Genomic DNA, 26767 nt, shown 5'->3' on the forward strand with positions numbered 1-26767 from the left:
TCTAGGGGGTAAAATAGCGAATGAAATTTCGTACGCCTTGGCCCGGAACGTAGGCTTTTGGTTGTCCGATGATTCCCTGCCCTACCTGAACGTTATTCATATCCTGCCCCAGTGTAAACAATGGATTGCAACCCGCCTTTTTTTGCGGGACCAAAGGCATCGCAGCAGGCGAAATTACGGTCGGCCCGTAAGTAGCCGGAGGAGGCACATAGGTTCCAGCCGTCGGAACGTAAGTCGATGTCGGGTAAGCCGACCCACAGCCCCAATTCATTCCCGCACTATAACCCGAAGGGGCTGAAACGGCAGCACAATTTCCTACGGTTGCCATTCCCTGCGCCAATTGAGGCGGCGACATCGGAGCGAGATCCGCACCCGACCGCACTGGCAAGGAGCGATCACTGGCCGAGCTAGTATCTAATGGAACGGGTTGTGGCGTCGCCGGCGGCAACGGCGTCGAAGCTCCGGACGGATACGCTGGCGGTGCTCCAATGGCCGGAGGAGGGCCGGCGACTGGACCGCTCCCCGGCTGCATCGAAGGAGGAGTGGACAAATTGGGTGGCGGCATTACGGTTGGCCCCGCTCCTGGAGCTGTCGGCAAAGGGCTGGAATCTGGAGGCCCCGGCAACGATCCATCGGGCGGCAATGAAGGAGGAATCGCCATGCCTCCGCTAGCCTGCATCCAAGCCGTCTGCTGCACCGGCGCCAGCGATTGAGACGCCCGGGGAGCCGCATCGCGGAAACCGCTGCCTGAAGGAACCGGGATCTGACGAAGGGAATCCACCAAACTTGGCGATCCAAGCGGACGCAATTTGGCCTGGGCAGCGGCCTGCCTAGACTGCGAATCGTATTGACGGGCAGTTCCAGGAACATCTGCGCCCCAGGCTCCGGACGCCGTGACGGTAAGAATGCCCGAAATAGTTTTCAAAAATATCCAACGCTGACATAACATGCTGTAGAACTCCATTTTGAGGGATCTTCGAGCCGACGTTACGCAACATTCCATTCACAGTGCAAGTCCGATCACCGCGAAAAAAGATAGAATTCAACAGCCTGGCGGGTTTGGGACGCCCTTTCATTTCCTAGCGGAACGACGCGCGCGGCTTGTTGATTTAGTGATTGTCGCCTTCGCTCGGGACGCGAAATCAATCGATGACGATTTCAACCCTGCCCATCCGAGCCTAAGTGCAGTGCTTTTAGCCCAGCGGGCGGCAGACAAGGATAGTTCTGTCGCCCGCTGGGCTTTCCTTTTCGTGATCCCCACTCCGGCGGCTTGCACCGCCGGCAAGTATCTGCCGCCCTCCGGGCTACCTGTTCACTCGGCCCCATGTAGGCTCGTCAACGGCTGCAAACTCTTCATTTATAGATTTCACGTCCCCCGCGAAAGAACGCTCCCTTAGAGCTAATTTCGCGTCCCGAGCGAGAGGCGACAATCTTTCTTAGGTTTCGATTAAATCAACAAGCCGCTTGCACCGTTCCGTCAAGAGCGGCGATTACCGTTCATCCCGGCCCTACTCGACTAATGCGATCACTCCTCTGGATGGCAGTAGCGATCGATCCAATCGAAAAAGACCCGTCCCCACAAAACTCCATTTTGTGGTTTGAGGATCCAGTGCCCTTCTTCGGGGAAGTAAAGGAAACGGCTGGGAACGCCTTGCACCTGAGCCGCCGTGAAAGCTTCCATCCCCTGCGTGATTGGAACTCGGAAGTCTTTTTCACCATGGATCACTAACAGCGGAGTCTTCCAGTTTCCGGCAAACCGATGAGGGGAAAACTGAGCGTACTTGGCGGCCACTTCGGGGCTTTGCCAATACGGGCCTCCTAAATCCCAATTTACAAAAAACAGTTCTTCGGTCGATCCATACATCGATTCAAGGTTGTAGACGCCGGCGTGTGAAATGATCGCACAAAAACGGTTCCCTGCGTTCCCCATCAACCAATAAGCGGTGTAGCCTCCAAAACTGGCACCGATCGCCGCAACACGACTTCGATCGATCTTTGGATCTCCCAGCATCGCATCGGTGGAAGCGAGAATGTCCTGCATCGCTTGACCGCCCCAATCGCCACTGATCTGGTCATTCCATTCACGTCCAAATCCGGGTAAACCGCGACGATTAACAGCCAACACGACGTAGCCCTTGGAGGCCATCAAATGGAAATTCCAGCGGTACGAGAACCATTGACCAATCTGTCCCTGCGGTCCTCCTTGGCAGTACGTCAACATCGGCCACTGACGGTCATCGGATTCGTCGTAATCGGGCGGCAGAATCACCCAGTTCTGAATCATCTTGCCGTCGGTTGCCTTAAAAAATCGCTCTTCGATCCGAGGCAGGTCCAAACCTTTGTAGATGCTGCCGTTGACGTCGGTGATCGTCACTAGCTGTTGCTGGTCAAGATCGACCAATGCAAGTTCCGTTGGACGCAACATGCTTTGTTGTCGAACCAACAAATGCGTTCCATCCAGGACCGGAGCCACCACCGAGAAATTAAACCATCCTTTGGAAACCATCTGCAATTCAGACGATTCGACTTGAATGGAATAGACCTGCGTGGTGCCTCGCGTTTCGCTATCGAAATACAAACTCTTGCTGTCAGGGCTCCAGGTCGCCCCATGAGTCGTTTGATCCAAGCCCTTGGTTACATCGCGCGTCTGCATCGTCGTCCGATCATAGACCATGATCCGGTTTCGATCGGATTCGAAACCACCCCGCTCCATCGAATCAAAGGCAATCAAGCGTCCATCGGGCGAATAGCGTGGCGACATGTCGTAGCCAGGCATTCCGGGAGTAATATTTCGCAGTGATCCTCCCGAAGCGGACACCAAGTAAATCGCGGTGTCCGTGCTTTCTGCAGGGTTGTTCACCAATTTCAAAGTGAGCGCCAATTCCTTTCCGTCCGGCGAAAACTCAAACTGCTCGGCACCACCAAACGGAGGAACCGGGCAATCGGCTTTTAAGGACTTCATCAGATCGACCGCAGGCTCCGCAACGCCACTTTCATCCAACGGTGCGACATGGACGTGGCTATAGGCATAGTCATGCCAAGCGTCCCAGTGACGGAATAGCAACGAATCGATGATCCTTGCATCGGCCTTGGGCAAATCGTCATAGAGTTCACTAACCTCTTTGTCCATTTTCACTTCGACCGTAAATGCGATCGACTGACCGGTCGGGGAAGGTTTTAGATTGCCGATCCCGTCGGCGATGTCGGTCACCTGCACCGGATCGCCACCCGCAGGATCAAGCATCCAAGCCTGAGGCTTGCCCTCCTCGCCAGGTCCCGGGGCGATATACAACAATCGCGATCCTTCGGGACGCTGAATCCAGCTAAGCGAATTCAAACCTTTGGTAGCGGGCAGTCGCTCGGTCGCCTTCGCGGCTCGCAGCGGGGTTTCGAAACCAAGTGAAGTCGTCGCAGGAGTTTTCCCCGCGGCTGATTCAAGCGGCTGCAGCATCAGTCGAGTCGTCCCGGAATTTTCCGCAACGTCATACTCGGTAACGAAGTAGGCGAGCTGCGTCCCATCCGGAGAAACCGCAGCGTCGCCAATACGATGCAAATCCCACAGACGTTCTGGAGTGATTCGCTCAGCCGTCACCGCTTGGGAAGCCCCAAGCAGCAGGCAACAAGAAAACAATTGAACAGCAATCGATCGCATCATGAAGTCCATCTGAAAGTCCAACGGTCAAGTGTGAACGATCAGTATAGCGATCCCGCGATCTTGATTGAAATCACAGAGATTAAATTGGACTCACGCCAGCGAATCGTTTATTCACTCGCTTGCCCTTCGTGCTTGTATTTGCTTGCGAAAGCATTGCCGGCCTGCCCACGCTCTGGCGAGCGTGATTGCGGCGACTACCCTTTGACCGACACAAATGCCATTCGCAACGCGTGCAGGGCTTCGCCCAACATTTTGCCTTCGTCTTCTTCCAGATTGCCTTTGGTCTTTACTTCTAGAACTTCCAGCGTGTCGATGTAGTGTTTTGCAACCACTTTATCGACCGTTGGCTTGCCGGTATTGGGGTCAGGAATCTGTCCCAACATGGCCATCGCCTGGGTGAACATCATCGAAATCAAAGTTTCGAACGAAGCGGGAGGCAGTTTGAAATTGGATTCCGCCGCAGGTTCCGTTTCGGCGACTTCTTCGCTTGCCGATTCTTCGTCTGCAGCTTCACTTGCGGACTCTTCGCTTTCTTCAGCAGCCTTCAAAGCTTCTTTTTCTTTTTGAACCTGCTCTTTCCAATCTTCGTCCACGATGATTTTTGGTTCGTCTTCTGATGATGAATCAGTCATTCGCTAGGTTCCTTTAGTATTGGCAACACGATTTTTCTGTCTAACGACCGTTGCTTCAACAAATCCGGTGAACAACGGATGCGCCGTCAGCGGCTTACTCTTGAATTCAGGATGGAACTGCACCGCTACAAACCAAGGATGATTTGGTAGTTCAACGATCTCTACCAACTTACCATCGGGGCTTGTCCCGGAAAACTGCATCCCAGCCTCTTCAAACCGCTGGCGGTAATCATTGTTGAATTCATACCGATGGCGATGCCGTTCATCGATGGAGGTCGACTGGTATGCGTTGGCCGCTCGCGAACCTTCTTGCATCGCCGTCGGCTGCGTCCCCAGCCGCATCGTGCCTCCCATCTCAACCACGTTGCGCTGCTCATCCATCAAGCAAATAACGGGGAATGGAGTGTCTTTATCAAATTCCGTCGAATGGGCGTTTTCTAGCTCCATGACGTAGCGACCATAATCGATCACCGCACATTGCATCCCCAAGCAGATTCCGAAAAACGGAATCCCTCGCTCACGAGCGTAACGCACCGCCTGAATTTTTCCTTCGATCCCACGTTCCCCAAATCCACCGGGGACCAGGATGCCGTCATAACCACCCAGCAATCGCTCGGCACCCTCACGCTCAATGTCACTACTTTGAATCCGTCCGACACGAACCTGAGTATGACCATGCATGCCCGCGTGATCGATCGCTTCATAGATCGATTTGTAGGCGTCGCGGTGCTCGGCGTATTTCCCGACAACCGCAATCGAAACTTCATGGCGAGGATTTCGCAGACGGTGCAGCAAATCGTGCCACGGCTGGATGTCGAGGGTGGTGGCGGACAACCCTAACTTCTTGATGACCAATTCATCCAGTTCGTTATCAACCAACGAAAGAGGGACTTCATAGATCGAAAAGTCTTTGTCTTTTTCTTCGATGACCGCGTTCAGCGGAACGTTGCAAAAGAGAGCGATTTTCTCGCGATCTTCACGCGATATGCTCCGCTCGCTACGACAGACCAAAATGTCAGGCTGGATGCCGATCTCGCGAAGCTGACCGACCGAATGCTGAGTCGGTTTGGTCTTTAATTCGTCCGCAGCCTTCAGGTACGGGACCAACGTAAGATGCATGAACAAGCAATTCTCACGACCAATGTCTTGTGCGAATTGACGGATCGCTTCCAGGAAAGGAAGGCTTTCGATGTCGCCGACCGTTCCACCGATCTCGGTGATCACCACGTCGACGTCGTCGCCGCCCAATTTGCGAATCACCGACTTAATTTCGTTGGTGATATGGGGGATGACCTGAACGGTCTTTCCCAGAAAACGGCCCTGCCGCTCTTTTTCGATGACCGACAGATAAATCTGCCCGGTCGTGTAATTGGAATCGCGAGTCAATTTGCCTGTGGTGAATCGCTCGTAATGCCCTAGATCCAGATCGGTCTCGCTGCCGTCATCCAGAACATAAACTTCACCATGCTGATAAGGACTCATCGTCCCCGGATCGACGTTGATATACGGATCCAGCTTCTGCATGCGAATACGCAGGCCACGTTGCTCAAGCAACATGGCCATGGACGCACTGGTCAAGCCCTTGCCCAGGGAACTAACTACACCGCCGGTTACAAAAATGTGTTTGGTCATGGAACCCGATCTTACTGCTAGCAAGGAATCAGGGAAGATGGCAAACGGTGACAATTTAGGGAACAAGGCTCTCCCACGCCCCCATTCGTCTTCGTTCCGCCTCCATTTCCACCGAGGCCAGAAATTCTATTTTCTCTCAAAACGCTGGCAAAAGGCTTCAAAATCGTCCAATGTATCAATTCCCGTCGCCGCCGAATCGACTCTTCCGACGATGATTTTGTGGCCGGTGGCAAGCGCTCGCAATTGCTCCAGTTTTTCCGCTTGCTCAAGAGCTGCGGGCGGTTGCTGGGCAAACCACAACAGAAAAGAACGGCGGTAGGCGTACAATCCGACGTGCTGCCAGAACAACGGCGGCTCCGCTTCCAACGCTGCGGCAGTGACGCCCCCCCGAACGTGCGGGATCGGAGAACGACTAAAATAAAGCCCTTCGCCCCCCGTCCCGACGACCACTTTGACGCAGTTCGGATCGTTTAGTGGTTCCATGGCCCGAATCGGAGTCGCGACCGTAGCGATCGACGCTTCGGGATGGTCGGCCAACAATTGAGCCACCAATTCGATCGCCGCAGGATCGATTTCCGGTTCGTCCCCTTGAACGTTGACGAATATTTCCACATCCGGCCAAGCCTGAGCAACTTCGGCGACGCGGTCGGTTCCGCTTTGGCAGTCCAGGCTGGTCATCAGGGCGTTTCCCCCAAACCCATCGACCTCCTGCGCCAGCCGCGGGTCATCGACCGCCACCGTCACCTGTTCAATCCCCTTGGCCTGGGATACAGCGTCGTAGGTATGCTGAAGTACGGACCGTCCGCCGACCTGCAACAATAGCTTTTCAGGTAGTCGGCTGGAGGCCAAACGCGCGGGGATGACTGCGTGAATTTTCATGCTTTCTTTTTTACCGATTCCAGCCAAGAAGTAACAGTCACCATCGAAGTATCTGTTCCATGAACACTACGCAAAACGAACCGTTTGACGTCACGAAAATCGTCCGTCCGGATCCCGCGCTGATGCGATATTACGTCCTCTGCGCCTTGGCCACAGGACCGATGTTCCCGGTCACCCTGGGCATTTTGCTGTGCCGCTACTACACGTTACGCTTCCGTTTTGATGACGCGGGAATCACGCTCTGCTGGGGTGTTTTGTTCCGACGCGAAACCTACCTGACGTACAAACGAATTCAGGACATTCACCTAAACCGCAACCTTGTGGAACGTTGGCTGGGGCTGGCGACACTCTCCGTCGAAACCGCCTCGGGATCCTCCACACCGGAAATGAAAATTGAAGGCGTCCTTCAAGCCGACCGACTGCGGGACTACCTATACAGCCAGATGCGTGGAACTCGGTCCGGCACGCCCGAACCGATCGAAGCCAGACTGGCGAACGATCCAGAGAAGCACGACGAAGTCCTGGAACTTCTAACCAGCATCCGCGATCAATTGTCGACGCGACTTGCCTCTGACCGTTCGAACGAGGGGTCGGCATGAGCACCGCATCGACCCCAATTTACAACGGCATTTGGCGAATCCTTGCCGACTGGTTCTGCGTTCCGCGGCACGCCCCTTCCTTGCCGGTGCACGAAAACGAAAAGATCACGTCCAGACGCCCAGCCCCGGGTTTTCGCAACTACCTGTACTTCACCTCGATCGTGATTTTTGCAGTCGTTGCCATTCCGTTAACTATCGTCTGGGGGATTATGACCTCTCAAGAACCGGTGATCGGCTTGATCGCCCTTCCCTTTCTTCTACTGGGCATGCTTGCCATCGCTGCGATCACTTGGCTGGCAATTCGCTTGCGTTATGACACGACCTGGTACGTCTTTAGCGACCGAAGCATGCGGCTGCGACGAGGGATTTGGCTGATTCGAGAAACCACGATCACGTTCGAAAACATTCAAAATGTCAGCACCCGCCAGGGCCCCGTGCAGCGATTTTTCGGGATCGCCGACGTCGTCGTCGATACCGCGGGCGGCGGTGGCAACGCCCACCAAGCATCCACTCAAGGACACACGGGACTGATCGAAGGGATTGAAAACGCCAGCGAACTGCGAGACGCGATCCGAGAGAAAATCGGGAAGAACCGCACCAGCGGACTGGGTGATGAACCCGATTTACAATCCTCAGCAAACGACGCGACCACCGCAGCCCATTCATTCACCTTGCAGCACGTCGCCGTCCTCCGCGAAATCGATAACCTGCTCCGCCAGCAATAATCGCCGACGGCCCGGATCAATCCATCCCATAGTGTTCGATTTCTGGCCAATAGATGTCTTCGAAGGCATCTTCTTGGTGGAAGTCAGGACTGTTGTCCAAATCGTGGCACTCCATGCACTTCTGTTTGGCTCGCTCCAAAGGAAGCTGCATCCCTTCTCGAAGGCTGGCCAATTGATCGGCAGCGACCCCCGAACCTTCCCGTTCGGCCGCCGCATGAGCTGCTCCTGGACCATGGCAATTTTCGCACCCGTTACCATGGAGAGCGACGCTTTTCTCTAGATCCTCATACCCACTGAGATACGGATAGTATTCCTGCGGATTCCAGCCCGTCACATGACAACTTAGACATTCTGGATCGAAATGCCTTGCGATATCTCCACGATCGTTGGGTGGATGGACAATGCTTTCGGTCGCATCGAAGTGAGGCGAACCCTCCCAAATATCATAGGCCGTTGTATGACATTCTCCACAAGCCTTGGAACCGATGAACTGGTCTCCCTTGGGATGAGGGACAGGACGAAGCCCCAGACCTTCTAACCCCAAGGCTTTCAGCTGCTCCTGATAGGAGGCCATCAACTGCATCATTTCTGGAGGATCTTTGAATTCGTCGGTCAATGCGACTCGTGAATAACGCATCGAGCCATCGTCAAACAGTCCGATCAAACCGGAGTACATCCCTTTGTCGCCGGTGACAATCATCTTCGTTTTCGAACCTTCAATCGTGTCCGGTTTATAACCCGGTTCGCCAAACCCACCGGCAACGACCATCAGATCAAACGTATCGGGCGCGAACTCTTGAATCGCTTTGCTGGCCGATTCCTCTTTGCCGAAGTACAGCAGGACACGAAACGCATCATTTTCTTCAGCGAGATCCGTTTTCAGTTTCTGCAGTGCTTCACCGACCGGGGCGACCGTGATTTCATCCCCGGAATCGGTATCCAAAGAATCAGGATCAAGCACCGAACTGACCAGAATGGTGCGTCCTCCCTTTTCGATCCGTTTCACCGACGGCATCAATTCGGGATCAAGCAATGTGACATTCGCCGACACAAACATTGCGGGGTTATCCGCATCGGAAGCGGCGACGGAAAGCAGTTCGCCAACGCCCAGGCGGATATCATCCGGCCCAAACCCGACCGCTTCGTAACCCATTTCCTTCAGTCCGGTCACCGTCGCCTGGAATTTGATTTCGGCTTGGCGACCAAATCGCCGGACCTGATTGCCTCCGTCCACAGGGACAATGCTCCAGCCCTTTTCACGCAGCGCGTCCATGAACGCGTACCGCCGGGCCATGCCCCCTTTTTGATTCTCCAGCCCGGTGCAGCCACACGGTTCGATATACCCATGCTGTTGCCCCGAAACGACCAAAACGACGGCGGGGTCGGACCATTCTTTCCAGTCCAACGGTGGTTCGGAATCACCTTGCTGAGGAATTTCCGCAGGCGCGGCTTTGGTTCCCGCATCCGCGGTCATCTGCACGGGCTCGGGAGCGGGCAAATCAACATCGGGTGGCGTGATCGGGCCATCGGTAAGACGCCCCGGATCCGACTGACTTGCAGGCATTTCAACCGTCAAATCGTCGCTTTCTTTTTCTGCTTTGCGAGGAGAACAGCCGGAAACGGCAACGGCCAACGAAGTGACCAACAGCCCTTTCCAAACAATCTTGAAACTTTGACTAAAGCTCTGCATTCTCATCCTGAGTTTCCTCGCAGCAGTTAATGATTGCCGACAACGCGCGATACAACAGCTATTATCGGCCTAGGAGGCGTCTCTCTGAACGTTGAATGTAACGCGTAACATCAGGGGTGCCACATCTTCGCGATCGCTGCGAATCCAAATCGTTCCATAATCGTCATCCGATTCGCCCTGCTTGATCATTACCGGGGCGTCTTTGCGGACGCGAATTGTCAGCGGATAGCTAACCAAAGTATCTTTCACCGTTGGTTCCCCTAATTCCGCATCAAGGACGCCAGCAGGATCGATTTCCCCCACGTGCAGCTTGGCTTCATTTCGATGAGGCCCCCTCAGCAGCACGATTAATTTTTCTGAAACTCCCGTTCCAACACGGACCGTTGGCAGCTCCAAACGGAATTCACCACCATCACGCCCACGCAACCTAGACCCTCCCTTCAAAGTGATCTCGCCGACGACTCGACCTTCCAGCGAAGTCATTTCAACAATGTCTTCGGTGCCGACGGCAGCCGGATCGGTAGGATCGGCGGCGCGAAAGCGAAGCCGTGCCGAATAATTAAGGCGACCTTGGTTCAATCCTGGCGGAACGTTTAGGAGGACACGAAACACCTGCCGGGTATCGCCCTGGTTTTCGATATCTTCCGGCCCCGCTTCGATCTCTTCGACGTCAACGGTGGGCTCGACACCAGGCAGCGGCGTAATCCACTCAACACCAGCAAATTTCAGGTCATACGGCAAGCGGTTGTAGACTCGACTTTCTTTTTCAATCGGCGTCCCCGAGCTAACCTCTCCGACCACCCAGGTACTCGGAAGCAGGGCAAACGTGTCGACCACATCCCCGGTGATGTTCAGCTGCAGCTCGCCCTGATAGGGATCCGTCGTCGCGATCGTCGCCGTCTGAGCGAAAGTGTCACCCGATGTCTTGGCGTTCCAAACCATATCGACCGTCGTCGATTCCCCCGGCTTCAGACTCGCATTTTCCAGACTGCCCACGGTGCACTTGCAGGTGGTCTTCAGCACCGACAATTCCAAAATGCCATCGCCAACGTTCTTCAAGACAAACTGATGCGATTTTTGACCTTCCCGAACCATTCGCCCAAAATCGTAGTCCTTCCCTCCAATCACTTCCACGCGAGGGACACCGTTCTGTTCAAGCGACCCCATCAGCGGGAGCAATTCGTCGACCGTCAGATCGTCCCCTTTTTGAAAATGCCCAAAATACTCTTCAGTCCAGACATATTTCCGAGCCGCACTGACGTACCCAATCGAGCCGCCAGCAACCACAGCCAGCAAGCAAAGCATCAAAAAACGGACCACAACGATCCTCCAATTTCAAAACGAACGACAATCTCACCTCCATTCTACGATCCACAGCCCCTGAGGGTTCGAATCGGAGAAGGGAGAAGGCGAAGCCCTCGCGAGCTGGCGGTTAAAGGCGTCGGTTATATGGATTTAGGCGTATTTCGAGGGTTTGGTATCGACGCCTGTCTTGCAAAGCAAGATCGCCCTACAGGGCATCGCGAGAATCGCATTCCTAGCGGATCGACGCGATCCGACCGGCAAACACACAACAGGTTCCAGGGCGAGGGTTTGCGGTTTATTGATTTAATCGAAAGCGGAGAAAGTTTGTAGCCTTACGCTCCGCGAAAGTAGCTTTCAGGGAGCGTTCTTTCGCAGATCGAGCAGAATAAGCAAAGAAAACCTGTCGTTTTTCGCGCAGCAAAAAGAATAAACAAAGAAAACCTGGCTCCCCTCGCCCTCAAAACAAGCTCGCTTAAAACAGGTTTGATATTGAAACAACGGTTCGTCAGCCAGTTCAATGGACTGCGAATCAATAGCTTGTTTTGGGGGAGAGGGGCTGGGGGGCGAGGGGAGCCAGATTTTTGTCTGTCGTCTTTCACGGAGCGAAAGGCGACAATCACTAAATCAACAAGCCGCTTGCGCCGTTCCGCTAAGAAATGTGGATGAACCTGGGCGTTACGACTTCAGCAGCTCGGCTGCGGTTTTCTGCTCCGGTTTGGCCTGGACCGCTTCGCTCAAGACCTCCACCGAGAGAATATTGACCCGCGTTAGCTCCCTTTCGATATGCCCACCGGCGGCTGCCAACGTTTCGGCTCGTTCCTTCCATTCAGCGGCTTGCGGGTCCTGTTCGGCCATCAGGATCACTGCGATTTGAGCCGCCAAACGCTCGCTGACCGGCGCCAATTCAGCAGCTCTCAAGTAAAGCAGCTTTGCTTCCTGCAGGTCCGCGGGATCGCCCCAGCGTTGATATAAATGCAGATACATGGCGGCAAGTCGACTGATCAGCGAGGGATCTCGCGGTGCCTTGTTCGCAGCCGCTTCGGTTGCGGCTGCAAACCGTTCACGCAATGCCTGATTCGATTCCGCCATTAGCACCTGTCGATACAGGTCGGCCAAAGCCACTTCCAAAGCAGGGTCCCAGGCGTCCGCTTCAATCGCCCGCCGATAATTCGCTTCAGCTCGATCGATCCGGAGTGCCGTGATCGCCTCGGTACTCCACCGCTGTGCTTCGGTGACAGGACGCATGCCCGAATAGAAATAGGCGACCAACATTCCCAATCCGACAGCGCCAACCGTCCAACGCAGACGATAAAAAACGAGCGACCTTTGGGGCCGTTTTTCCGACTCCCGTTCCAAGCCCTGTTCAGGCTCGACCGCGTTCCCTGCCAACAATCCCCCTGCCAACAACCAAAACGGAATCGCCGCCCCCGGAATCGTCCACCCACTGGAGAGCATCCAGTGAATCAGGAGACCGGAAACCGCACCGATCAATGCATTGCGTGGGAGCGTCCCCTTTCCCAACCAATTCCAGACCAATGCGACCACCAACCCTCCGAGCGGCCATCCCCACAGCTGCGCATCAACGTCGGGAAAACGCCCGATCAACGCTCCCAAGAACCAGACAACCAAAACACCACAACCATACCCAACCAACAACGGCCGTCCATCCACAACCGCTAGGGCTGGCGGGCCAACAAGCGGAAGGGAAACAGGTTCCGCGGACGACTGCAACGCCTGCGGCGTCCGCGATCCAACGAAGACCCAATAGACGCATAAAACAACCAAGACGACCAGCAACAACACCGCGGGGATGCCTCCCGCGGCAGCCGTTTCCATCCACAGGTTATGCGGTTCGGCAACCTGTTCACTGGCGTCCATTGCCCGCACGTTTTCATAAGCCGATTGAAAGTTCCCCGGTCCACACCCGAACCAAGGGGACTGCTGCACAAGCGAAATCGTCCCGCGCCAGTACTGCATCCGAAAAGCAACAGAAGCGGTCGCTCGTTCCATGATTTCACGGTTACTAGCCACGTACGCGACCAGCAGCGATCCGACCACGACCGCCGCGGCCAGGATCCCTTTCCAAGGGACCGCAAACGCCTGCGGAGCCGACTTGTTATCGCTTGCCGGCTTTCCGCCATCCCGGCTTAGTACGCTATAGATCGCCCAGGCAACCGCTACGATCAAAACCGCCAAAACCGCCGACCGACTGTTCGTCCGCAGCAATAAAGTCCCGATCAAAAAAGCGGCGATTGCGAATCCGAATCGTTCTCGCATCGCCAGCCGACGCCACTCTCCGACCAAAATCCCCAGCGTCAACAACAACGCGGGAACCAACAGACCGGCCAGAGTATTACTCAACGCGAACGTCGCGATCGGGCCACCGTCACGCAAACGGTTTTCAAAATTCATACGTTGGGCCGATCCGGGAGGGGCCTCGATGCCGACCATCCTCAGAACGCCATCGGGATCCATTGCATACTGCGCTCGATCGGCGGGAAAACTGACCAGCAGCTGATGCCAACCATGCACGGCCAATAAACAGGCGGACAGGATGACCAGCAGGACAACCGTCCGCTGAGCCGCCCCGGCGGCGAACAATCGCCTAGCCGACGTGAAGCAGGCGGCGCCCGCAACCCACAGCCACCATTCGTTCACCGCCGCTCGCAAATTCAAAACGTCCTGCAACGCATACAGGCTGACTCCGATCCACAGCGCCAATCCCCAGGCCGCCAAATCGATCCCCCAGCCGCGAAGCGAAAGCGAACCGGACCGCAAACGAGTGAGCCCTGCACCGGGGACCGGGATTGCCAGCCAGGCTAAGATCGCCGCGATGATCGCCAGCCCGCAGAAGTAAATCGCTTCCCCCATTTCAACCGCAACGCTATCGGCCGGCCAGAAGGTCGCCAACGCCAACAACATGGCCAATAAGCCAGCAGACAACGACGCCAGCAATGGCCAGCGAAATTGATTTTGAGCCTGCCCTGCCCGCGGTTTTACAGATCGTTTTTTCGCCATCCGGTTGATTCCAAAATCACGATCAGAGTCAGCATGCACAACACAATCCCCACCAGCAAAAGCGAACCGGCGGGAGTCACAAAGGCCAACAGTATCGCTGCCAAGCCACAGGTTAAAGTTAGTAAATGAATGGTTAATACGGCTTGGATTTTACTAAGTCCCAAATCGACTAAGCGATGAGAGAAATGACTTTTATCCCCTTCGAAAGGGCTTCGTCCTTCGCGAATTCGGATCCATAAGACCGTCGACATGTCGTACAGCGGGACGGCCATCACACACAGCGGAGCCAACACGGCGTGTGGTCGTGAACTTTCCTGATACCCAGCGTACGTCGCCAGCAAAGTTGCCACGGCTACCAAAAAACCGACAAGGTAGCTGCCGGAATCTCCCATGAAGATTTTTGCAGGAGGCCGATTGTGCCACAAAAAACCGACCAGAGCTCCTGAAACCACGAACAACAGCCCAGCCACCAACAACTGAGGCTGCCCCGAATCGGGATCGGGCGTCAGCAACATCACGATTCCCAACATCCCAGCGACAATCGCCGCCACCCCGCCGCTGAGCGCGTCCATGTTGTCAAGCATATTAAACGAATTGATCAACGCGACGATCCATATCACCGACAACAGCTTGGTCAGCCAGGGAATGGGAATAAAAGCCGTCAAACTGTATCCCAGTCCAAACACCACGGCCGCCGCGACCCCTGCCTGGACCGCCAATCGAAACCAAGCGGAAAGCCCGCGACGGTCATCGACCAATCCCAGCACAGCCAACACCGTGCCAGCGAACAGCACCCCCCACAATTCGCCACTGCGGCTCCAAACCCCATCCAGCGAATCGACAACCGAAGGAGGCAAATAGGCGGCAAGCGAAGGCCATTGAAGGCAAGCCCAAACGATCGCGGTCCCCAGCCCAAAAGTCCCTACGACCGCAAACCAGATCCCTATCCCGCCCCCCAAAGGCGTTGGCACCGTGTGAACCTTGCGATGCCCAGGACGATCCAGCAAACCCAGCCTCTCCGCCCAGCGACGAACAGGAAACAGAACCAAGCAAGCGAGCACCGCAGCTGGAACAAACGTGGCAAACACCAACAACCAGATCGGTGACAGCTCTTTCAAGACGAGTTCTTTCAGACAAGGCAAGCGACAGATAAGCGACAGAGAGGTGCACAACATACCACCCCCTGCCCCGCTTCTCCAGACTTCCAAACGCCCAGAGCGATCCCCCGCGGAAGAAAACGTCGTTGGATTCTCCGGATCGATAGCGTCCGAAAAATCGAGCACGAATCGCCCTCTACCTCTGCGGGGTTGTCGCGGAGTCTTCTCAATCGGATATTGAGGGGCTCGCAATCGCGTAAATTTGCATTGAATGGCATCCCGCTCCGCGGTCGCTTGCCAGTCGTTATTCCCCTTCTCTACGAGCCCGTTCGCTATGAGTGCTTTTCCAGACGTCGATACGATTCAGTACGAAGGCCCCGACAGCGACAACCCACTAGCGTTTCGCTGGTACAACCCTGACGAAATGGTCGAAGGCAAATCGATGCGCGACCACCTTCGATTCTCGGTCGTCTACTGGCACACCTTCCGCGGAACGGGCTCCGACCCGTTTGGCCCTGGAACGGCGGTTCGCCCTTGGGATGACGGAACCGATTCGGTCGACAATGCGTTAAAGCGAGTCGATGTCGCCTTTGAATTTTTCCAGAAACTCCAAGCCCCCTACTACGCCTTCCACGATCGTGACGTTTCGCCCGAAGGTTCCAACCTTGCCGAATCCCACAAGAACTTCGATCGCCTAGCACAGGCTCTAAAAGACCAGCAACAAGCAACCGGCGTGAAACTGCTCTGGGGCACCTGCAACCTCTTTAGTCACCCTCGTTATATGCACGGGGCCGCAACCACCTGCAACGCAGACGTGTTTGCTTATGCCGCTTCGGAAGTCAAAAAATGCCTCGAAATCACCAACGATCTTGGTGGTGAAAACTATGTGTTCTGGGGTGGCCGCGAAGGTTATCAGAACCTTTACAACACCGACATGAAACGTGAACTGGATAACCTGGGACGCTTCCTTCATATGGCCGTCGATCACGCCAAAAAGATCGGATTCACCGGTCAGTTCCTGATCGAACCCAAACCCAAAGAACCGACCAAGCATCAGTACGACAGCGATGCCGCAGCCTGCTTGAACTTCCTTCGCGCCTACGGCCTGGAAGATCATTTCAAACTGAACATCGAAACGAACCACGCCACGCTGGCCGGTCATACGATGATGCATGAACTCGATTACGCGGGGATGCAAAACGCCCTGGGCAGTATCGACGCCAACACCGGCGACCTGTTGCTGGGCTGGGACACCGACCAGTTCCCCACCGATTACTACCAAACCGCCCAAGCGATGTGGATGATTTTGAAGCATGGCGGACTGGGATCGGGTGGAGTCAACTTTGACGCCAAGGTCCGCCGAGAAAGCTTCGAACCGATCGACCTGTTCTATGCCCACATCGGCGGCATGGACGCGTTCGCCAAAGGACTGAAAATCGCCGCCGCGATCCGAGCCGACGGACAGATGCAGTCCTTCGTCAAAGACCGCTACGCAAGCTGGGATAGCGGAATCGGAGCGAAAATCGAAGCGGGCCAAGTCGGCTTGGAAGAACTGCAAGCCTACATGCTGGAAAAGGGCCAAAGCGACGCCAACACCAGCGGCCGCCAAGAGATGTTAGAAAACGTCTTTAACCGCTACATCGACCGCGTCTAAAACCTGGCTCGAAGGCATGCCGGCTGTTGATTTTATCCAGTCGGCATCCACATTCTTAACGGTACGGCGCAAGCCGCGCTGGCCACTAAATTCTTGGCGGTACGGCACAAGCCGTCCGGCCCTCCGTCCGGCCCTCCCGCGCACTTGCCGGTCGGCTCGCGCCGATCCGCAAAGAAAAAACGGCCGCAAGGTGCCACAGCAGGTAACATTGGGACATCGCCATCGACTTACATTTTTAGCGGTACGGCGCGAGCCGTCCGGCCCTCCGCCCTGCCCCCCCGCGCACTTGCCGGTCGGCTCACGCCGATCCGCCAAGAAAACCATGCGCAAGGTGTCACATGCGGTGGCGGAGCCGCAGACGAAAATGTCATCTTTGGAAAGATGTCCATTCTTTCTTTTCCGCTTTTTCATTCGAGAACTCTTCGATATGTCATTCCGCCCCTCTCTGGCCTGCCTGCTTTCGGTTGCCATGCTTAGTTCAACGTCCTTCGGCGTCGAGCCTCCCAACAACGATGGCCCGCAAACGCCATCCCTTTCACAACAACTGACCGAAAAAGCGGGAGAAGCAATCAAACGATACCCGCCAGAAGCGTTGGCGAAAATGAAATCGGCGGTCGATTCGGTCCGGGAAACAGGTATCGAAAAATCGGCCAAACAGGTGGGTGACAAAGCGATCGACGCCAAACTTTCGGGCTGGGACGGAAGTTCGGTTCAACTGAGCGAACTATGGAAAGAAGGGCCTGTCGTCCTGATGTGGTATCGCGGCGGATGGTGCCCCTACTGCAATCTTCAATTGCGGGCGATGCAGAATGAACTAGGTGCGTTGGAATCGACGGGAGCCAAACTGGTGGTACTGACCCCCGAATTGCCCGCGAACGCCAAAAAGACAGCCGAATCGAACGACCTGGGAATTGTCGCACTCCATGATTCCAAAAATGAAATTGCGAAAAAATACGGCGTCGTTTTTGACCTTCCAGAATCGATTTTGCCAATCTATCGCGACCGCCTGAAACTGGGTGAAGTCAACGGCAGCGATGCGATGGAACTGCCTCTCTCGGCGACCTACGTCATCGATACCGATGGAGTGATTCGATATGCGTACCTAAACGCCGACTACAAGCAACGCCCCGAGCCATCGGAAATTATCAACTTCATCAAAACGCTGAAGTAACGGTCGCAAGATATCACGTCGCCCGTCGCAAGATTGTCGCACTTCGCTCGAAACGTGCGATTTATAAGTTGGCGGCTTCCTAGCGAATCGCAATAGATGGAAGAGACCAAAATCCCAACCCGTCCAAAAATCGCAACATCAAAATGCGTAAGCGAGGGATAGCGGCCTGCTCTTTCGGTCCCTCGCTTACCGGGCTGCCGATTAAATCGAAAGCGGAGAAAGATTGTAACCTTTCGCTACGCGAAAGTAGCTTTAAGAGAGCGTTCTTTTGCGGAGCGATAGGCGACACTTTCCAAACCGGCTGTCTCGCTAGCGTTCGGATCTTAACAGAACCGGTTTGCCATAAATTTCTTCAAACAGACCGCGGTTGTAGCGGATCGCTAATTGCTCCAACGAAACATCGGTCAGCCCTGGAATCTGCAGGACAAGACGATTTCGCTGAGAGATGCACTTCACCTGTTTGACGCGTCCACTTCGCGATGCATTTAACGCGATCGCCAGTCGCAGAATCGCTGCCAGCTTTGAAACGATCACCCGTCGTGCGAGGTCAAGCGTCCCATAACCATCATGCGAAGGTTGCGGGAAAGCACGGCGGTGATAGCGAGCCAACAAGGCAACCAGCAAGACATCCTGTTGAGTCAAACCAAACAGGTCACTGTTACGGATAATGTACATCGCGTGCTTGTGATTGCTGCGGTCGTTGATCGCTTCGCCAATCTCGTGCAGCAACGCTCCCAAGTACAGAATCACTTCATAGCGACTTTCTAAACCATGTTCATCGCGGAGCTGTTCAAACAGTTCACTTGCCAGACCTGCGGTATGCCGCGCAAACGTTTCATCAAAATCGAACCGTCGTCCCAGACTGACCGCCGAGCGAATGATTTGCTGACGAAATCCTTCGGTCAGGCTGTCGTTGGCTGCCATTTCGTGCAGCAAACCGTCTCGCATATTCGTGTCGCTAATGTGAATGACTTTCAGGTCAAACGCTCTAGCCAACTGCAGGTAGGTCAACAACGCGGGGCCCAAAGTCTCCGCTTCAGAAAAACTCAATCCAAACTTTCGGACGATCTGATCTTCATCACATAGCAGAACGTCGTTGGTGATTTCCTCCAGCTGCTCAAGCGGCAACGCGGCCAACGAATCACCATCCCACTCATGATCGAACAGATTGGCAACAAACCGGATATCACCACCGATCGCAATCAATTCAATCCGGGTATCGATCCGAACCGATTCTTGAATTTGTGAAATCGTTTGCCCGATTTGATTCTCCATAATGGCCCGGCGTTTAGAAACCGGAGCTCCCATGGTTTCCAACAATCGAGCCAACCGAACCGCTCCCAGACGGTAGGTTTCCGAAGCGAGCACGTTCCCTTCGCGGATCACCAGCATTTCGGTACTTCCGCCCCCTACTTCCACGACCACCGATTTCGCAGCCGACAGCTCAGCATCCTGTTCCAGATGGGGCAAGATTCCCATGTAGGTGATTCGATTGACCTCTGCGGCGTCGATCGATTCGACCTGCAGCCCGGTCGCGATGTAGACGCGATCAAGGAACTGCAAACGATTGGAAGCTTCCCGAACCGCACTGGTTGCGACGATTCGAATCTGTTCTGGCGACTCGATTCCGAATTCACGCAGGACGTGCTGATAGTTTTTCAGGATGGAGACCGCTTGTTCGATACTGCTGCGCCGGAAGCGACGCGACGTAAACGCATCGCGTCCCAGTTCGACAGGCCGAACCAAACGCGTCAGCGGCTTGATTTCGCCTTCACTATCAATCTGAGCGACTTCCATGCGAATACTGGTCGCCCCAATATCAATCACAGCGACACTGCGTGGAGGGACTTCAGGAATCGGGATCGAAGAATTCGCTTTTTTGGCTGTGGATGCGGAACTGAGTGACGTCGAACTATCAGTGGGCTCCGAAGGCTGTGCGCGGCTCACGTTGACTCCTGCTTCCATGATGCGATGACAGAATCCCCTATTCTACCGCTCCGGCAGCGGCGGGCACCCCCAATTGCCCCAATCGTTTATGAAGATCTTTCGGACCGCGAAAAAGGTCGGCCTGCCAGCCCGCTCGGATCGCTCCCGCCACGTTCTCCTCGCGGTCATCGGTAAAATAAATCGACTCAGCCGGGACCGCGGCGGCTTGCTGAGCGGCGGCATAGATTTCGGCGGCTGGTTTCATGCTGCCGATTTCAAAACTGAGGATATCGATTTCCGACCACCCCGACGCGACCGGCCAGCCTTGCCGCTGAATCCAATCCCAGTGGGCATGGCACGTATTGGACAAGATACCGATGCGGATACCAGCTTTTTGCAGGCGCTGAATCACCGTCAAGGTTTGCTCGATCGGCGAAAACATGTCGCTGATCAGATCTAGCAGAGGAGCTCCACTTGGCTGCAATCGGCCTTCCAAACCGCCCAAATGGGCGGCAATTCTGGCGGTAAATTCGACGGGGGAACACTGCCCCGTTTCAAAAACTTCCTCCAATCCGCTTTCCCAAACCGCCTCATAAACTTGCTCGGGCTGGCAACCTGCCCAGCCAGCGACCTGTTGGCAACCTCGCTGCGGATCAAAAGAAACCAGCACATTTCCTAGGTCAAAGTACACAAATTGGATCGGCGAGCAGTCTGACATCGTGAAAAAATCCTTCCTTCGGCGGGGGTCTTGGTCAGATCGATGTTCGCAGATCATAATCATGGGTCAATTATTTGATATGGACCCGTCCCCCGCCTGTAACCTGCGACCCCAGCGATGAATGCTCCCCTAAACCCCTACAGCAGCCGCATCACCCAACCGAAAAGCCAAGGAGCGTCCCAAGCGATGCTCTACGGCACCGGGATGACCCCCGAGGACATGAACAAGCCTCAGATCGGGATCGGAAGCGTCTGGTACGAGGGAAACACTTGCAATATGCACTTGCTGGACCTGGGCGAACGAGTCAAGGTCGGCGTCCAAGCCGCCGGAATGGTCGGGATGCGATTCAACACCATCGGCGTCTCGGACGGGATCTCGATGGGCACCGAGGGGATGAGCTACAGCCTGCAAAGCCGCGATCTGATCGCCGACAGCATCGAAACGATCATGGGCGGTCAGTGGTACGACGGACTGATCGCACTGCCAGGCTGTGACAAAAACATGCCGGGCTGCCTGATGGCGATGGGACGCCTGAACCGTCCTTCGATCATGGTTTACGGTGGTACGATCCGTCCCGGCAGCTTCAAAAACGAAAAACTGGACATCGTCAGCGCCTTCCAGTGCTACGGCCAATTCATCGCCGGGCAAATCAGTGACGACGAACGTCAAGAAATCGTCCGCCACAGCTGCCCGGGCGCTGGAGCCTGCGGCGGGATGTACACCGCCAACACCATGGCGACCGCGATCGAAGCCCTCGGGATGTCGCTTCCCTATTCAGCAAGTGCTCCTGCGGAGACTCAGGACAAATTTGACGAATGTGCCAAAGCCGGCGCCGCGATGCATCTCCTGCTGGAACGCGACATCAAACCTCGCGACATCATGACTCGAGCCGCCTTCGAAAACGCGATGGTCACGGTGATGGCCCTAGGGGGCAGCACCAACGCGGTCCTCCACTTAATCGCGATGGCTCGCAGCGTGGATGTCCCCCTAACAATCGATGACTTCCAATCCGTAAGCGATCGCGTCCCCTACCTTGCCGACCTCAAACCAAGCGGTCGCTTCGTGCAAGAAGACTTGCACTCGATCGGCGGGACCCCTGCCGTGATGAAGTACCTGCTACAGGAAGGCCTGATCACCGGCGACTGCATGACAGTCACCGGAAAAACGCTAGGCGAAAACGTTGCCGATCTACCTGGCCTGAAGGAAGGCCAAAAAATCGTCCAACCAGTCAGCAAACCGATCAAAGCAAGCGGGCACATTCGCATCCTGCGAGGAACACTCGCTCCCGAAGGTGCAGTCGCGAAGATCACCGGCAAAGAAGGCCTAATCTTCTCAGGACCTGCCAAAGTCTACGACAGCGAAGAAGAAATGCTGAAGGCATTGGAAGAGAAACAGATCAGCAAAGGGGATGTCGTGATCATCCGCTACGAAGGTCCGAAAGGGGGCCCAGGAATGCCGGAAATGCTTACCCCAACCAGTGCCATCATGGGTGCCGGACTAGGCCCTCATGTCGCGCTTCTGACCGACGGCCGCTTCTCCGGTGGATCCCATGGATTCATCGTCGGACACATCACGCCCGAAGCTCAAGATGGCGGCCCACTCGCCCTCGTCCAAGATGGCGACATCGTCACTATCGACGCCGAAAAGAACTCGCTGGACGTGGATGTCTCCGAAGAAGAGCAAAACAAACGCCGTCAATCCTGGACCGCACCTGCCCTGAAAGCCACACGCGGAACGCTTTATAAATACATCAAGAATGTAAAAAGCGCCAGCGAAGGCTGCGTCACCGACGAATAGTCGGGACAGGAATGCAGCTAGAACCACCGTCTAGTGACGGTAGCTACCGCAAGCACGCAACCACGCTCGCCAGAGCGTGGGCAGCTTGGCGATAGGTCATGAATCGATTGCACGTCCTTCGGGCCTTTACCTCAGAAATAGGCCCGGAGCGACGGTAGATCGATACGGACCGGTTTGGATCGTGCCCCCCTTTGATGAACACACGGCATTTCTTTGATGTAAAATGAACTCCGCTGCTCGCCCCTTATCTAACTCCTCTGGAGCTTCCCTTCATGCAACGGTTTCATCGACGCGATTGGTTACGAACCGGATCCCTGCTTGCTGGGGGCGCGGTCTTGGCGAATTCGGCACGCGGCGATCAGCCCGCGGAAGAGAAAAAGGCGCCGCAAAACTCGGAACCTGCGATCGTCAACCATCGCGTTCGACAATCGGTAATGGGCTGGTGCTTTAAACCCATGGGATCGGTCGAACTGGCCAAACATTGCAAGCAAATCGGCATTGAAGCGATCGAAGGAATTCCTGCCAGCGATTATCCGGCAGTGACCAAACTGGGATTAAAAATATCTCTGACCGGCAGCCACGGTTTTGCCAAAGGGCCGCTGGATCCCGACAACCATGCCATGGTCGAAGCGAAGCTAAAAGAAGGGATCGATTTGGCGGTTCGTTACGGAGCCCCCAACGTGATCACTTTTACAGGGATGAAAAAAGCGGGAATTTCCGAGGCAGCTGCAAAGAAAAACTGTGTTGCTTGCTGGCAAAGAGTCATTCCGTACGCCGAGGAAAAGGGAATCGGAATCGTACTGGAACATTTGAATACCCGTGATGATTCGCACCCCATGAAAGGACACCCTGGGTATTGGGGCGACGACCTGGAAATTTGTGCCGATCTAATCCAGGCCGTCGGGTCCGACAACTTTAAATTGCTGTTTGATCTGTACCATGTCCAAATCATGCACGGCGACTTAATCCGGAATCTTCGCCGTTATCAGGGGATAACCGGGCATTATCACACCGCAGGCAATCCCGGCCGATGTGAACTGGACGAGAACCAGGAAATCAATTATCCACCAGTTATCCGAGCCATCGTCGAAACGGGCTACAAGGGCTACCTGGCTCAGGAGTTCATTCCGACCTGGGAAGACCCGATGGAAGCCCTGCGGCATGCGGCCGGCGTTTGTGACGTCTGACCCGCCCGGCAATCTCGGCTAGACGGAAAAAGAGAATGCCAGAAGAGTCGACCGAAAATCGGGGAATTGGTCGAAAACAGGAAGCATTTCAAAGCGATTTACGGGGGTTTTTGCCATACTTAGGCAACGCCTCCCAAGCGGAAACAGTGACCAAGCGGTAGATGTTTTTTCAAGGGGAGTGGAACCGTACGGCACGGCTTGCTGTCCAAGCCACTATGCCCCTCCCCTCCCCCCCAAGTCGAATGGCTGTGATACCTGCCAACCGCCACGAACCTCGCCTACTTGGTAAGCGTTCGTCAGCGCGCAGGCCCATCCCCGTATCCTATTCGGAACTACAGCAAACCTCGATGAACAATAGCCCCTCGGATCCATCGATGACGGTCGACGATTTCCATCGTCTGGGGCTACGTCAAAATGAAGCTCGACCGCGCATTATTCGCTTGGCCGCCAGCAGCCTTGCCGAGCGATTACAAAATCAAGCCAGCGACAACGATTCGGCTCCCAGCCTGAACGACTTAGCCAACCTCTGCACGACGACCTATCGCTTACTGGACCCTCGACGCAGAAGAACGGCGACCGAACGGGCCCTGCTGTCGCAATCGGAACAGATCCCTGCGATTCCTGGTCAGTGGATCCATCCGCGATCATTGCAACAGACGGATATACGGAACCGAGCCGGTTTCGGAGCCCTCGCACATGAATCGCTGCTACTAGGGCAACAGGTCTTCCCAGACCCCGACGCGCCGCCCCCCACACAACTGCAACTGTCGCTCGAACGATGGAGCGACTACGCGAGGCAGCGGGTTATCTGGGCAGCCCTTTTCCTAGCGTTGCTGATAGGCATGCTGCTCGCGCGTCAGTTCCGGTTTTCGAAGTCCAATGAACTGGCTAGCGATCCGGCCGAAAGCAGTCCCGTCGCCTCCGCTCCGGCCGACCGCAGCCCACAGGCTTCAGAAAATCCGGCGAACACAACCGCTCCTCAGACTCAACCGGTCCCCGAGTCCAAACCAGACTCCAGTCCGCAGCCGGCCTCAGAGCTCGATCCTGCACCCAGCCCCGATCCGGCACCAAGCTTGGCTCCCGAACCGATCGCACCGCCCGTCACCAGCCCCGATCCGGCAACGGAAGCACCGCTCGAAGCGATCGCCACACCGGCGTCCGAGCCGATGGATGAAGAGGAAATTCAACAGCTGACCGATCAGCTTATGACTTATTCCGAAAAAATCGCTGGCTTCATGACGCTTTTCCAAGACCCCGCCGAGGGTGAGGAAACAGCGGCGGCCCCCTCCCCAGCACCGGTCGCCCCAGCAGCCAAACCGCCGCCCGAAGACGTTGCCGTAGCCCTTCCGTTGGAGGCCGACGACGCGCCGGCCAAAACGGCGTTGCCATCGGCAACAGCACGCAACGAATCACGTGATCGACTGGAACGGCTGCTCGCCGATCGCCCCGTTCCGGTATCGGATGCCGGGCGTGAGCAGGCGGTCTATGCATTGCTGGATCTCCGCCAGAACACCGCAACCGACTCCGCCGATTGGCTAGCCATCACCGAAATGGCTGCCGAGCGGATGATCGAACTTGGCAACCACCCGCGCAGCGCTGCGTTGATCCGCGAAGCCACCCAACACTACGAAGTCTCGCAAGAAACGTTGACCATCACGATCGCGGAACGGCTGGAAACGGCGGCAGTTCACCAAACGGATCATCGGCGATTGCTCTCATGGGGAATCGAAACCAGCGAAAAATGGCTGCAAGCCGAAGCGTACGCACCCACGATTGAATTGATGAAAACCCTGGCTCCGTCTGGCAATAAAGCGAACCAACCGGCGCTGCGAAAACGGTTCGATAACCAACGGGATTCGATCATCATCATGAAACGCATGGCGGAATCTGCGAAATCCGTCTTGGCAACGCACACGCTGGATGATGCCACCGCCACCGATTCCACCTTGATCGGTCGCTACCGGTGCCTGATGCTTCGCGACTGGGAATCGGGAATCGTTTGGCTAGCTCAGGCCAGTGATTCGCGGCTGTCGGGAATCGCGACCAATGAGATCGCTTGGCAGACCAGCCAACCTCTGGACCCGCAAGCCGGCTTTAAAGTCGCCGAAGAATGGATCGAATACGGCTCGCGGGTGCGCGGCCGAATGGGCGATTCCGCAAAACTGCATGGCTACACCATCCTGCAAAGCATCGCAGGCAAAACAGCCGGACTGGAAGCCTTGGAAATTCAAAAACGCCTAGGAGAAATCGAATCGGAACTGGTAGGAATCCTGCCAAGCACCCCCACTGCGACGACACCGATGGCGAACGCCCCGAACATCCCTGCCGGCGAAGAAGCCACCTCCAGCATGCTGGGACGCCTGCTGATCGATGGCCGCGACCGCGGCGTCGCGATCCAGTACGAACCAGGGACAACGATCGACGACAAAATCACCGGCCAAATCTTTCAAGCCCTCAATCAACAACCGACTCCATTCCAGCTCCAGTTCCAAGCGGTGCTTCGCTTGGAAGCCCCCACAACGATCCGAATCATCGCCGCCGGCCCAGCGACTCCGGCGGGTGAACAAATCATCCGAGTCAACGGCGAACGACAAAACTTACTTCCCGGACTACGGGGATCGTCGGTCGCGATGGACCTACCAGTCGGCCAACACCACCTGTACTGGCAAATCGCGGGAAAAGAAATTGGCACGACGTTCTTCTTTGTCCAGGACGACCAGACCAGTCAACGCCTCCCCCTGCTGGTCCTCCCCAATCCCAATCCACTGCCAACACCGATTCGAATCAACCTAATTCGCAGTCGCTAACTGGTCCGGGCTGTCGATTGTCGCTCGGGACGTAAAAGGCGACAATCACTGAAACGACAGCCCGGGACGCAAAATGCCTAAGTGACGCACGAGGCTTCCTGGGAATGCCAGCGTTATCAACACAAGCCCCACCGATGCCCAAACGTTTTAGATTTCGATTTGGCTCCCCTACCGTGGCCCTGTGACGACTGGCGAAAACGTCACCAGCCGATCCGACGCGTTCCGGCAGAGGGGGCCTGATTTCCAGGCAAATTCGTGCCGACGGGCTTCTCGAT

At 55.6% G+C, this 26767-nt stretch carries 18 protein-coding genes; 7 read left to right on the forward strand and 11 right to left on the reverse strand.

The genetic code is table 11. The features are described 5' to 3' along the window. Position 1: 1 nt before the first annotated feature. The 5 genes from FF011L_RS23700 to kdsB form a co-directional block, all read right to left on the reverse strand. Entirely contained in the window at positions 2 to 925 is a 924-nt protein-coding gene (locus tag FF011L_RS23700) for a hypothetical protein (RefSeq protein ID WP_145354422.1), read from the reverse strand. 600 nt (positions 926 to 1525) lie between these two features. Continuing rightward, entirely contained in the window at positions 1526 to 3652 is a 2127-nt protein-coding gene (locus tag FF011L_RS23705) for a S9 family peptidase (RefSeq protein WP_218932845.1), read from the reverse strand. A gap of 197 nt (positions 3653 to 3849) precedes the next feature. Further along, the gene (locus tag FF011L_RS23710; protein ID WP_145354424.1) at positions 3850 to 4287 is read right to left on the reverse strand and encodes a DUF1844 domain-containing protein; all 438 of its coding nucleotides are present in this window, start codon (positions 4285 to 4287) and stop codon (positions 3850 to 3852) included. 3 nt (positions 4288 to 4290) lie between these two features. Further along, entirely contained in the window at positions 4291 to 5919 is a 1629-nt protein-coding gene (locus FF011L_RS23715) for a CTP synthase (protein ID WP_145354425.1), read from the reverse strand. Positions 5920 to 6045: 126 nt separating this feature from the next. Then, positions 6046 to 6798, reverse strand: coding sequence for a 3-deoxy-manno-octulosonate cytidylyltransferase (kdsB, locus tag FF011L_RS23720; RefSeq protein ID WP_145354426.1), 753 nt, complete (start codon positions 6796 to 6798; stop codon positions 6046 to 6048). A gap of 59 nt (positions 6799 to 6857) precedes the next feature. Here kdsB and FF011L_RS23725 point away from each other — a divergent pair, with 59 nt between their 5' ends. Together FF011L_RS23725 and FF011L_RS23730 are read left to right on the forward strand one after the other, a co-directional pair. Then, the gene (locus FF011L_RS23725) at positions 6858 to 7397 is read left to right on the forward strand and encodes a PH domain-containing protein (RefSeq protein ID WP_145354427.1); all 540 of its coding nucleotides are present in this window, start codon (positions 6858 to 6860) and stop codon (positions 7395 to 7397) included. Further along, a complete protein-coding gene (locus FF011L_RS23730; protein WP_145354428.1) occupies positions 7394 to 8122 on the forward strand; it encodes a PH domain-containing protein in 729 nt (242 codons plus the stop codon). Before FF011L_RS23725 ends, FF011L_RS23730 begins: the two co-directional genes overlap by 4 nt. Before the next feature lie 16 nt (positions 8123 to 8138). Here FF011L_RS23730 and FF011L_RS23735 read toward each other — a convergent pair whose 3' ends face one another. The 4 genes from FF011L_RS23735 to FF011L_RS23750 form a co-directional block, all read right to left on the reverse strand. Next, complete coding sequence (locus tag FF011L_RS23735; RefSeq protein ID WP_145354429.1) at positions 8139 to 9818, reverse strand: multiheme c-type cytochrome; 1680 nt, start codon at positions 9816 to 9818, stop codon at positions 8139 to 8141. A gap of 63 nt (positions 9819 to 9881) precedes the next feature. Next, entirely contained in the window at positions 9882 to 11132 is a 1251-nt protein-coding gene (locus FF011L_RS23740; protein ID WP_145354430.1) for a DUF1573 domain-containing protein, read from the reverse strand. A 660-nt stretch (positions 11133 to 11792) separates the two neighbouring features. Beyond that, a complete protein-coding gene (locus FF011L_RS23745) occupies positions 11793 to 14135 on the reverse strand; it encodes an O-antigen ligase family protein (protein ID WP_145354431.1) in 2343 nt (780 codons plus the stop codon). Then, positions 14114 to 15244 carry an MraY family glycosyltransferase gene (locus FF011L_RS23750; protein WP_246109949.1) on the reverse strand — a complete coding sequence of 377 codons (1131 nt, stop codon included), beginning with the start codon at positions 15242 to 15244 and terminating at the stop codon, positions 14114 to 14116. The genes FF011L_RS23745 and FF011L_RS23750 overlap by 22 nt, the downstream gene beginning before the upstream one ends. A 322-nt stretch (positions 15245 to 15566) precedes the next feature. On the opposite strand from FF011L_RS23750, the gene xylA reads away from it, so the two are divergent. Both xylA and FF011L_RS23760 read left to right on the forward strand, forming a co-directional pair. Further along, on the forward strand, positions 15567 to 16886 hold the full coding sequence (gene xylA, locus FF011L_RS23755; RefSeq protein WP_145354433.1) for a xylose isomerase: 1320 nt from the start codon (positions 15567 to 15569) through the stop codon (positions 16884 to 16886). 427 nt (positions 16887 to 17313) lie between these two features. Next, positions 17314 to 18057 carry a peroxiredoxin-like family protein gene (locus FF011L_RS23760; protein WP_391560894.1) on the forward strand — a complete coding sequence of 248 codons (744 nt, stop codon included), beginning with the start codon at positions 17314 to 17316 and terminating at the stop codon, positions 18055 to 18057. 309 nt (positions 18058 to 18366) lie between these two features. Here the strand turns inward: FF011L_RS23760 and FF011L_RS23765 are convergent, their stop codons facing one another. Continuing rightward, positions 18367 to 20004, reverse strand: a complete 1638-nt coding sequence (locus FF011L_RS23765) for a Ppx/GppA phosphatase family protein (protein WP_246109594.1) — start codon at positions 20002 to 20004, stop codon at positions 18367 to 18369. Between the two features lie 37 nt (positions 20005 to 20041). Then, the gene (locus FF011L_RS23770; protein WP_218932846.1) at positions 20042 to 20701 is read right to left on the reverse strand and encodes an HAD-IA family hydrolase; all 660 of its coding nucleotides are present in this window, start codon (positions 20699 to 20701) and stop codon (positions 20042 to 20044) included. 117 nt (positions 20702 to 20818) lie between these two features. Between FF011L_RS23770 and ilvD the strand changes: the two genes are divergently transcribed. The 3 genes from ilvD to FF011L_RS23785 all read left to right on the forward strand — a co-directional run bounded on the left by ilvD (position 20819) and on the right by FF011L_RS23785 (position 26492). Beyond that, on the forward strand, positions 20819 to 22498 hold the full coding sequence (ilvD, locus tag FF011L_RS23775; RefSeq protein WP_145354436.1) for a dihydroxy-acid dehydratase: 1680 nt from the start codon (positions 20819 to 20821) through the stop codon (positions 22496 to 22498). Positions 22499 to 22770: 272 nt separating this feature from the next. Next, complete coding sequence (locus tag FF011L_RS23780) at positions 22771 to 23685, forward strand: TIM barrel protein (protein WP_246109595.1); 915 nt, start codon at positions 22771 to 22773, stop codon at positions 23683 to 23685. 347 nt (positions 23686 to 24032) lie between these two features. Continuing rightward, positions 24033 to 26492, forward strand: coding sequence for a hypothetical protein (locus tag FF011L_RS23785; protein WP_145354437.1), 2460 nt, complete (start codon positions 24033 to 24035; stop codon positions 26490 to 26492). The last annotated feature ends 275 nt before the right edge of the window (positions 26493 to 26767 follow it).

The sequence above is a fragment of the Roseimaritima multifibrata genome (genome assembly GCF_007741495.1).
Taxonomy (GTDB): domain Bacteria; phylum Planctomycetota; class Planctomycetia; order Pirellulales; family Pirellulaceae; genus Roseimaritima; species Roseimaritima multifibrata.